7 protein-coding genes are annotated in these 11538 nt (G+C 36.0%); 4 read left to right on the top strand and 3 right to left on the bottom strand.

Translation table 11 applies throughout. The features are described from left to right. Nucleotides 1-260 precede the first annotated feature (260 nt). The gene (locus HF990_RS06755; RefSeq protein WP_096550041.1) at nucleotides 261-1505 is read left to right on the top strand and encodes a PLL family lectin; all 1245 of its coding nucleotides are present in this window, start codon (nucleotides 261-263) and stop codon (nucleotides 1503-1505) included. Nucleotides 1506-1859: 354 nt separating this feature from the next. After that, nucleotides 1860-2621, top strand: coding sequence for a peptidoglycan editing factor PgeF (gene pgeF / locus HF990_RS06750; RefSeq protein WP_016838508.1), 762 nt, complete (start codon nucleotides 1860-1862; stop codon nucleotides 2619-2621). Nucleotides 2622-2668: 47 nt separating this feature from the next. Here pgeF and HF990_RS06745 read toward each other — a convergent pair whose 3' ends face one another. Genes HF990_RS06745 through HF990_RS15295 form a run of 3 tightly spaced genes read right to left on the bottom strand, consistent with a single transcriptional unit; the run spans nucleotide 2669 to nucleotide 8762 of the window. Then, nucleotides 2669-5854, bottom strand: a complete 3186-nt coding sequence (locus tag HF990_RS06745; protein WP_168412255.1) for an efflux RND transporter permease subunit — start codon at nucleotides 5852-5854, stop codon at nucleotides 2669-2671. Nucleotides 5855-5857: 3 nt separating this feature from the next. Continuing rightward, nucleotides 5858-7234, bottom strand: coding sequence for an efflux RND transporter periplasmic adaptor subunit (locus tag HF990_RS06740; protein ID WP_016838506.1), 1377 nt, complete (start codon nucleotides 7232-7234; stop codon nucleotides 5858-5860). Nucleotides 7235-7280: 46 nt separating this feature from the next. Beyond that, nucleotides 7281-8762 (bottom strand): TolC family protein, encoded by a 1482-nt coding sequence (locus HF990_RS15295; RefSeq protein ID WP_168412254.1) that lies wholly within the window; start codon nucleotides 8760-8762, stop codon nucleotides 7281-7283. Between the two features lie 227 nt (nucleotides 8763-8989). Between HF990_RS15295 and HF990_RS06730 the strand changes: the two genes are divergently transcribed. Both HF990_RS06730 and HF990_RS06725 read left to right on the top strand, forming a co-directional pair. Then, the gene (locus HF990_RS06730; RefSeq protein WP_168412253.1) at nucleotides 8990-9889 is read left to right on the top strand and encodes a TetR/AcrR family transcriptional regulator; all 900 of its coding nucleotides are present in this window, start codon (nucleotides 8990-8992) and stop codon (nucleotides 9887-9889) included. A gap of 167 nt (nucleotides 9890-10056) precedes the next feature. Next, nucleotides 10057-11472, top strand: a complete 1416-nt coding sequence (locus HF990_RS06725) for a LysM peptidoglycan-binding domain-containing protein (RefSeq protein WP_168412265.1) — start codon at nucleotides 10057-10059, stop codon at nucleotides 11470-11472. Nucleotides 11473-11538 lie beyond the last annotated feature (66 nt).

The raw sequence follows: 11538 nt of genomic DNA, 5'->3' as shown, positions 1-11538 counted from the left end.
TATTTCGCATTATACAAAATATTTAATTAATAATTAATTGATATTATTATCGATTCAAACTTTTAATATTATCAAATTTTTATATTTTTCCTTTACAAAATTTTCTATAAAAAATTATGAATTTTATCGTGATACTCCCAACCGTTCTCCTATTTCCATGCTTAAATTTTATGCGCCAAAAATACTATGCTCTTTTGAATCATTTGAGTCCCATTTTTTTTCTTTACGCATACACTATTCAAAGAAATGGAGGTATTCATATGAACATGTATAATGGCTATCCCTATTATTACGTATATGTTCCTGTAAATTATTACTACCCTCCCAATCCTTTATATGTACAACAAACACCGCAACAAAGACCAAGTGAGCAAGAATTGATACAACGTATTCGCACAGAGCATAGCAACTTATATACGCAGCTAGAGCAAGCTGGTGTAAATCCCCAAATGATTGATACCCTCATGCTTCTAACAATTTCGTACTTACGTAATCAACAAAATTTAAATCGCACTCCTACCCAAATTTATAATCAGTTCCAGCGTGATAATCCTTGGTTCCCACTTTTTATCCGTTCAATGAATTTCCCAGAAAGCACAGTAAATCGCATATTAATTCGAGCTATTGAATTGGCTTTAGCTTATATCCGCGGTGAACGACCGGCTCCAGAACCTGGACCTAGGCCAGAAGAGGGTTGGTCCGATTGGGAAAGTTTAGGTGGAACATTATTAAGCGCTCCTAGTGTAAGTTCTTGGGGACCCAATCGATTAGACGTATTTGCAAGAGGTAGTGACAATGCGTTATACCATATTTGGTGGGATGGTAGCCGTTGGAGCAATTGGGAAAGCCTCGGAGGCGTATTAACATCCGCTCCTGGCTCTGTTTCTTGGGGTCCAAACCGAATTGACGTGTTTGTAAGAGGGACAGATGATGCCATGTACCATAAATGGTGGGATGGCACTCGCTGGAGCAGTTGGGAAAGTCTTGGAGGCACATTAACAAGCGGTCCTAGCGCATCTTCTCAACGTGAAAATCAATTAGATGTATTTGTAAGAGGCGCAGGAAATCGATTGTATAAGAGGACTTGGAACGGTTCTTATTGGGAACCTTGGGAAGATCTCGGAGGAAATTTAAATTCTGAACCAGCTGCGATTTCTTGGGGACCAAATCGAATAGATGTTTTTGCTAGAGGAGTAAATAATGATTTAATTCATAAATGGTGGGACGGAAACCGCTGGAGCGATTGGGAAAGCCTTGGCGGTACATTAACAAGTGCGCCAACCGTTTCTTCTAAGCGTCCAAACCATCTTGATGTCTTTATAAGAGGCGTAGGAAATCGATTGTTTAAGAGAACTTGGAATGGCACTCGTTGGGAACCATGGGTAAGCTTAGGCACTACTCAAATTACAAGCGCACCAGCAGCAGTATCTTGGGGACCAACTAGAACAGATGTATTTGCCAGAGGACAAAACAACGATTTAATTCATCGTTATCAAGGAAATTAAATAAATTAGGTTTGTCAAACTCCCTATTAGGTAGATAAACATTCCTAATAGGGCTTTTCTTTATACCTACCATTTGGCAAATATTTTTACCAGTATAACTATTATCACGTTTTTGAAAAGTGAATTTTCCTAGTTACCATTATTGCATTATTCCATCAGTATTACCTGTATATATATTGGATAACGTGTTTAAATTTTGATTTATTGGCTATTATAATTTGCAATTCTAAAATGGAAATCATATAGTTCACTCACCCGATATTTTCTGTAACATAATTACATACTTTATGACTCAACTGAAAGAACAATATATAATAAAAATTACCATGCAGAACTGAGTCTAGGAGTGAAGACATGACAACAAAAATTTATTTCAATAACGAAAAATTTATTGCTGGCATCACGTTAAAAAATGAAAAAGAGTTAGAACAGCATAACATGGCCCTTCATGTTTGCGATAATGAAGAAGATGTCGTTCAAAATCGTCAAAAGCTTGCTGCATACATCGGTTGTGATATCGAACAATTTGTATGTGCCAATCAAACCCATAGCGATAACATATATAAAGTTACAAAAAAAGATTGCGGACGAGGAGCACTTTCAAAAGATACTGCCATTCCAAATACCGATGCCCTTTATACAACAGAGTCCCACATCGTCCTTTGTACTTTTACAGCTGATTGCGTTCCAATTATTTTTTATAGTGAAAAAAGCGGCATTATAGGAGTGATTCATTCTGGTTGGCAAGGAACCGTGAAGGAGATAACTAGAAAAGTATTTGAACACATCCAAAAGAACGAACAATGTGATATTAAAGATTTCCGTGTTCATCTCGGTAGTGCAATTAGCCAAGAAAAATTTGAAGTTGATGAAGATGTGTATGCTAAATTTAAAAATTTAGGTTATGCAAATGAATTTATTTATTTTAACGAAGAGACGGGTAAATATCATATCGATAATCAACAAACGGTTAAAAAACAATGCGAACTTAGTGGTATACCGTCTGAACAGATTACCATTGACTCAACATGCACCTATAAGCATCCTCAAGGATTTTCTTATCGAGAAGATAAAAAGGCTGGACGTCATTTAAGTTTTATTATGAGAAAAGTATAAATAAAAAATAAAGCATACCTCTCTATCCGAGAGATATGCTTTTTTACTTACGTCAACTCTGGTTTTCCACCGATTGTTTCTAACTCTTTTTCTACGACTTTATTTTTCGCTTTTCTGCGCTTGAAGATTCTTCTTTTCGGTTTACCAGTCTTATCTGAATCATCTTTGTTAAAGATGTTTTTCACTTTTTCTGATATGTTATCAATCACGACATACATAACTGGAACGAATACTAAAGTAAAGATTGTAGAAGAAGTTAATCCGAATACAACTACTACAGCCATTGGTTGTTGGTTTTCCGCACCTTCACCAATTGCAAGGGCTAGCGGAATCATCGCTAAAACCGTAGTGAGTGTTGTCATTAAGATTGGACGCATACGGCTTTTTCCTGCTTCTACAATAGCCTCCATTCGCTCCATTCCATTTCTTCTTAAAATATTAATATATTCAACAAGTAAAATACCGTTGTTTACAACAATCCCTGCAAGCATAATTAGACCGATAAAACCTGGTAAACTTAACGGTAATCCTGAAATGAGTAGCCCTAATATTACCCCAATCACCATAGTAGGCATGGAGAACATGATGATAAATGGATAAGTAATGGATTCAAATTGAACAGCCATTACCATATATACAAGGAATATACCTAAAACTAATGCTAATGCTAATTGGACGAAAGATTCCATCATCGTTTCTACTTCTCCACCCATGGAAATTTCATATCCATCAGGTAAATGGATTTGTTTTAATTTCGCATCAATTTCCTTTGAAACCGTTCCTAAATCTCGTCCAATTACATCACTCGTTACGTTAATTGTACGCTCTTGATTATTTCGAGTAATTTGAGAAGGCCCTTGTACTGGCACTATTTCAGCAACGGCAGATAACGGAATATCCTCCCCTGCATTATTCCGAACAACAAATGTTTCTAAATCACGAACAGTCTCCGTTTTATCATCAGGTAATGCAACCGTTACGTCATATTCGCTACCATCGTCTTTATACCTAGTCGCCACTTGGCCGTTAAACGCTACATTGATTTCATTCATAATTTGTTGGTAACTTAGCCCAAAAGCAGAAGCCAGTTCACGATTTACAACCACTTGCAATTCTGGACTTCCATCTTCAACCGAACTTTTCACATTCAACGTTCCATCGATATCCTCTAAAATCCAAACAACTTGCTGTCCTAAATCAGTTAATACATCTAAGTTATCCCCTGAAATCGAAAGCGAGATTGGTGAACCAGTGGACATTCCATGGCTATTTTCCGATATAGTAATTTCTGCCCCAGGAATATCGCTTACTAAATCGTTTAATTGAGCAATGAATTGATCAGTAGTAATATCCCTTTCCGATGAACTAACTAGTTCAATCATATAGGACGCCACATTTTTACTTCCTGCAGTAATACCATTTGTAGTACCACCAATACTTACATAATTCACTTTAATTATATCTTCAAAGTTTTTTAACCGTTCATTAATTTCCTCTACGATAGATTCCGTTTCCTCTAACTTCGCACCGTTTTGCAACTGTGCAGTAATTGAAACTTGCCCGCTATCTGTTGCAGGCATTAGCTCCATACCCACAACTGGCATTAAAGCTAAACTTCCCACAAAAGCAGCAGTTACGATGGCAATAACTGTTTTCCTTCTACGTAAGGCCTTTTCTAGTACATTTCCATAGAAATTTTTAATTTTGTTTAAAACACGATTAAAGAAGTATTGTCCATTATCCTCATCTACTGAGATTTGAACATTACGCATAAATTGCGTTGATAGCATTGGCACCAATGTCATGGCAGCTACTAGCGATGCTGTCAATGCAAATACAACCGTCAATGCTAACGGACGAAAAATTTGTGAAGCAAGCCCTTCTACGAATACGACTGGAACGAATACAGCTGCAGTCGTCAGTGTAGAGGCAATAACAGCAGGGCCTAATTCCGAAGCACCATGGTATGCTGCCTCTTTAATCGATAATCCTTCCGAACGCTTCTTGTATATGTTTTCTAATATAACGATGGAGCTGTCAACCATCATCCCGATACCGAGAGCCAGTCCACCCATCGAAATAATATTTAATGTTTCTCCTGTGAAGTACATTAACGTAAATGTACTAATAATGGAAATCGGCATTGAAACGGCAATAACTAACGTCGCTTTTAGACTCCTTAAGAAGAGTAATAGGATGATTGCAGCGAGTGATCCCCCTACAATCATGTTATCTAGAACTGAGTCAATTGATGCAGTAATATACACCGACGTATCCATAATCGTTTTTACTTCTAATCCTCGTTCGGTATATTTTTCATTCAATTTCTCAATAACTTTTTTAACTTCTTCTGCAGTTTCAACGGTGTTCGCATCCGACTGTTTCATAATGGTGAAAATTAATGTATCTTTACCGTCCACTCTAGAAATTGACGATACTTCTTTAAATGTATCTTCGACATCCGCTACGTCTTTTACGCGAACGGTATCACCATTATTTAAAGTGATGAGCGTATTTTCAATATCACTAACGGATGTATATTCTCCAACAACGCGTAGTTGCACATCTTGATTTCCTTGTTCAACCGTTCCTGCCGAGATTGTACGATTCTCCGCTTGTAATGCAGCAATCACTTGTGAACCTGTTAGTCCATAGTTTTTCAGCATTGATTGATTCAAATTGATGCGAATTTCGCGTTCTTTTCCACCAACAATGGTAGCAGAGGCAACACCAGGCGCTCGTTCAATTGCCGGTTGAATATCACTTTCTGCAATATCTTGTAATTTTTCCAAATTATCTCCTGAGAGGCTTGCAATCACTACAGGTGTCGCATTTGGATCAAGTCGCATTACCATCGGATCATTTGCACCATCTGGAAGCATCCCCGATATTTGATCGACTTTTTCTCTAACATCGATTAACGCATCATCAATATCCCGACCATAATCAAACATCATTAGTACTAGAGAAGCTCCTTGACTGGATACTGACTGAATTGTATCCATGCCTTCTACCGTACTTACAGCTGATTCAATCGGTTTTGAAATCAATTCTTCTATTTCTTGTGGAGCAGCTCCTTGATAACTTGTAGCAATAACCGCTATTGGCAAATCAATTTTCGGGAATAATTCTACCTTCAATTCCCTTAAAGAGATAAAGCCCAATAGAATAGCACAAATAACAAACATGATAACGCCGACTGGACGTTTAATTGAGGTGTTTACAAGTTTCAATGTCTACTCCTCCTCCATTATACGGACTTTATTTCCATCATCGAGGAGGTTCTGTCCACTGATTACAACTTGTTCGTTTTCTTTAAGTTCTCCCACGACAGCCACCAAATCTGTACTGTATTTGAGAATTTCTACTTCTCTTTGTTCTGCTTTTCCTTCTGAAACGATGAATACAACGGTTTTCCCTTCTTTTTGTACGATCGCTTCAACAGGAATAAGAAGCGAGTTGGCTTGTTTAATTTCTTCCACAATGACGGAAGCAATCATGCCTGGTCGAATTTTTTGTTCTTTATTATCGATATTAATATCAACAGTAAATAGTCCAAATCCTGAACTCACTGAAGAAACATAGGCAACATTTCCTTTAAATGTTCCTTCTAAACCGGCAACTTTCACATCTAATACATCCCCGACTTCGAAGGAAGATAGTTGGTTAGCCGTAATTTTCACACTTAATTTCACTGAATCTTTTGCTACAATCGTTGCAAATGGGTTGGCATTAGAAGCCATTTCCCCTACTTCCCCATTGATTTCTGTAATTTCTCCTGCAATCGTCGCTTTAATCACTTTATCATCTAAACGATCCTTAGCAGCATCTACAGCAAGTTGAGCTTGATCTACTTGTATTTGTGCCTGTTCCACTGCAATTTCCGCATCTTTCATGGAAGTTTGCGCCAGCTCCACATTGATTTGAGCTTGCTCTACAGCTACTTCTTGCATTCTAATGCCTTCATTTTCCGTTGTTTTTTTCGATAGTTCTGCTTGGTCTAAAGCAATTTTTGCGCTTCTCTCCGCATTTTGAGCATTTTCATAATCTTGTAGAGAAATCAAACCAGCTTCATATAAAGCTTTCATTCTGTCTAAGTTTCTTTTAGCTTGTTCCCAAGAATTTCGAGCATTTTGAATTTGAAAATCTAAATTTTTTAAATTCTCTTTTGCTTGTTGTAAAGAAGCTTCAGCTGATTTTAGTGAGGCCTGTGCTTGTTTATAACTGTTTTCAGCTCTTACCTTGCCATTTTGTGCGCTTTTCAAACTAGCTTGTGCTTGCTCTAAGCTTTTTTGCTGCTGTTCCATCGCATTTCTTTCAGCTGTATCATCAAGCTGGGCTAGAATATCGCCCTGCTTTACTTTATCTCCTTTTTTTACATAAATTGCTTTAATTTCTCCAACAGCTTTCGGTAAAACTGCAACCTCATTTTCAGGTAAGATGGTGCCCGATAACTCATTATCATCTGTTAAAGCACCGAAAGTCACTGTCGCAACTTTTACTGGTATTTCTGTTTCAGGAACCTCTGTTTCTTCTGTCGAATTATTACAACCTACTAATAGGATGATAGATGTTAACAATAGAAGGGTCCCTATTATTCCTTTCTTAGTCATCTATTTAAAGCCTCCTTAGCAAAGGAAAAATCCAAAGCCCTGATTATCAATTTCTAACAATAACACCTTTATTCATTAACTCTACTTGTTTTGTGAGTAAATAATATTGGTATTTGGCGTTGTTATAGTTAAATTCCGCTTGTTTTATACTTGTATTGGCTGCATCAAATTCTTGTTTTGAAAGTAAGCCTAAATTGTAGTAAAGCTGTGTATCAGCATAATCAGTTTTTGCTTGTTCTAGATCTTTTTTCGCTTCATTTAACGCTTCATATTGTTTTTGTACTTGATGGAAGGTATTTTTTATAGCCTTTTCTAATTCTACTTGAAGAGCTTCAATTTGCAATTTAGCTACCTCAACATCATTTTCAAGCATTTTTTCTCTTTCTCTTGTACGATTTTCTTCATCATCAAAATCATCTAATGCTTTTTCTTTAATTCGTAAATTTGTTCTTGCATTCACCATGTCAAAGCTATTTTTAATAAGTTCTTCTGTTGATTTTTCCTGTTTTATTAACGCCAATTCCCCTAAGTCCGGTCTTATCAATTTAAAATCTTCATCATATGTAATGCCAATTGTAGTAGCAAATACCGCCTTATCATGTTTAAGTTGCTTTTCAAGTTCAGCAATTTGCGTTTCTAAATCAGATATGTCTCTTTCTGTTTTTTCATAGTCTTTTCTCGATACTAATCCTAGTTCATAACGTGTTTTCATCCCGTTTAATTGGCTTTGTTGTACTTCGAGTGTATATTTCATAAAATCAATTTGCTCTTCAGTTAAAAGCAAGCTAATAAAATCTAATATGATTGGTAGCTTTAATTGTTCACGCATTTGCACACGGTTATTAAACATTTGAGTTCGTTGAATATCTAAAGTATCAAGCATGTTTTTATACTGATTCACTTGGAAATAGAGGTTGCTTAAATTGCTTTTTAGCACATTCAATTGCTCTTTTACTAATTCTCTTTGCTGATATTTTTCATATTCATCCACGTATTTCATGGCATTTTCCAAAAAATTGATTAAATATCTTATTTGTGTTTTAACGATTACATTATCAGAGTCTGAAGGATCGATATCTGGTTCAAGGTCTTCCGGATTGATGTCTAATAATTCTTCTAAAGATCGCTTGAGATTAGTTACTTCTTTCGCTAAATCAACTGTCACAGTATCTTTTGAAGTAGATTCTAAATACTTATTTAACTCTTCTATTTTTCTCTGAGTACTCTCATAAGAACTTTCTGCAACATCGAGAAGATCCTCATACATATCTTCTTGTAATTTTAAGTTTTCAATAGTATACTCCAACTCAATTAAAGAATAGTTACTGTTTAATCCATATCGAATCGCTTCTTCCAACGTTAACTCTTGGACTTTCACTTTTTCGACAAAAGATTTTTCTTCCTCTTTTTTGTTTTTCGTTTTTGCAAATACATGATCAGGAGAATTTGGAGCAGCGGCGACGACTGCTGGTGTAATACTACTTGCCGCAAGAGCGGCAGCTATACCAATAGTCAAACTTTTCTTCACAGGAAAAACCTCACTTTCTAATCATTTATTTTCTATATAAGACATCCACCATCTTCCAAAACAACCGTTAAGCGATAATCCATTTTATTTCCCTCAAACCATTTTATACCGATGGTTCAATTTTTACAACATTATTGCAAAAACTCTACGAGACATTGATATTTCAATTTTAATTATTTTATACTTATAGTATAAAATGTTGTTTTTCTTGCGGAAAGGGTGGCGAAATGAACAAACGTAAAAGGCAAATTATTCAAGCAGCTCGCGAATTATTTATTAAAAAAGGTTTCAACAATACATCCATTATGGATATTATTGAAGCTGCTAATATTTCCAAAGGAACATTCTACAATCATTTCACTTCTAAAAATGAATGCTTAATCGCTATTTTAGAAGAATCAAGAGAAGAGTTAGTCAATGCTCGCTATCAAATAGCTTCAAATAAAGATACCTCTGATATCAATTTACTAATTAATCAAATTGCTATGGGTTTTCATTTAAGTAGAAAACAAAATTTTAATGAAATCTTTTCAACAACCTTCGACTCCAATGATAAGGATATAAAAGAGATTATTGAAAAACATATGGTCATTGAAATAGATTGGTTAGCAAATCGTTTTGTCGATATTTATGGAGAGAAAATCCGTCCTATCTCTTACGAGTGCGCCATCCATACTTTTGCTATCATCGTATTTTCATTGCATTTTATTCATATCGCAACTGGGGTTAAAGTTGCACCTGAATCGATTATCAAAACAGCACTCAATCGCGTCATTGCCACTATTCCAAACATATTAGAAACTGGTGATGTCGTATTTAATGAAGAAATCGTACACGCTTTAAAATCAAAAGTTAATTCAAAAAAATTATCTAAAGACTTCATTGTCAAACAGCTTGAAGGATTTGTGAATCAATTAACTAAAAATGATTCAGAAAAAGGAGTAGAATTAGCCAATTATTTACTCGATGAATTGAAAAAGCCAGAAGAAAAATTATATGTTCTAGAAGCACTCATATCATCTTTTAATAGTGCTTTCAATAACACATCACATCAAAAAGAGGCGAAAGAAATTTCAAATGCCATTTGGAATTATTTAAATTCAAAAAAACCAACTTCGCGCAATTAATGGATATAGGTAAATTTTCCCCTTAATTTAGTACGTTCCAATATAGAAGTAAGTTTCAAAAAAAAGAGAAAGTCTTCAAAAATGGAAGACTTTCTTTTTACTTAAGCATATGAATTAGCAGTGTGGAACATATAGTGCATTATAAGAATTAGGAAGGAGGCATTCGTCTGAGAATTCATGTCGTGCAGCAAGGAGACACCGTTTGGAAATTGGCAAGTATATATCACACAAGCATGAATGCCATTATCCAACTAAACCAACTTCCCAATCCCCGAGAATTACTCATAGGCCAAGCAATCGTGATTCCAGATACAACAACACCGCATATCATTCAATTTGGAGAAACATTATGGTCGATTGCAAGCAATTATGAAGTTTCCGTTCAAGCTATCCAACAAGCAAACCCTACCATCAATCCATATAATTTAATCCCCGGTACAACAATTTATATCCCTCAGCGCTTACACTTGGTTCAACCAGGAGAAACGATGTGGCAAATTGCAGCATATTATGGAACAACGGCAGAAGCCATTATTAAACAAAATGGTCTGCATAATCCAGATAACATCTACCCAGGGATGGTGCTAATCATACCTAGACCGAAACCATCTATTGAAATCAACGCTTATTCATATCAACAGGATGAAGAAGGGGCAGAGTCTGTTAATGCAGTAGGTAATTTACTTACTTATTTCACACCTTTTTCTTACATGATTAAAGAGGATGGTACGTTAGAACCTTTTGCTGATGAATTAATGCTTAATGCTGCAAAATCTCAACAAGCTATACCGATGTTAGCCATTTCTAATTTTTCATCTACAAGCACTGGCTCGAACCTAGCCCATGTTGTTTTATCCAATCAAGAATTAAGGGAAAAATTAATCAACAGCTGCCTAAAAGTAATGGAAGAAAAGGGCTACCGTGGATTGAATATCGATTTTGAGTATGTGCTTCCAGAAGATCGGGAGAATTATAATGAGTTTTTACAGCTGACAGTCAATCGCCTTCATGAAAGGGGATATTTCGTATCTACTGCGGTCGCACCAAAAACAAGCAATGAACAGGAAGGTTTACTATATACTGCCCATGACTATGAAGCTCATGGCCGTTTAGTAGACTTTGTTATTCTAATGACTTATGAGTGGGGGTGGAGGGGAGGTCCACCACGAGCCATCTCTCCAATTAATCAAATAAGACGTGTAGTAGAGTATGCATTAACGGTTATTCCTGCTCAAAAAATATTTTTAGGATTTCAAATATACGCAAGAGATTGGAAAATTCCTCACGTAGAAGGGGCAATTGCCGAGACCTTTAGTCCACAGGAAGCTATTCGCCGTGCAACCCGTTATAAATCTGAAATCTTTTATGATGAAAATGCTCAATCTCCATTTTTCAGATATGTGGATGAAAGCGGGCAAGCTCATGAAGTATGGTTTGAAGATGCAAGAAGTGCTCGAGCAAAATTTAATTTAGCGAAAGAATATAACTTACGGGGCATCAGCTATTGGGCTTTAGGTTATCCATTCCCACAAAACTGGGCATTATTAAACGATTATTTTGATATTATTAAATTGAATCGTTAACATACTTACATTTGCAGTGCAAACGAAAAATAGATTGTTTGTGCTGCTATTTTTTATGGAGATTTA

Origin of the sequence: Ureibacillus thermosphaericus (genome assembly GCF_012396605.1) — a bacterium.
Classification (GTDB): Bacteria; Bacillota; Bacilli; order Bacillales_A; family Planococcaceae; genus Ureibacillus; species Ureibacillus thermosphaericus.
Note: the sequence above shows the minus strand (reverse complement) of the source record. Positions and strands in the feature narration are given on the sequence as shown.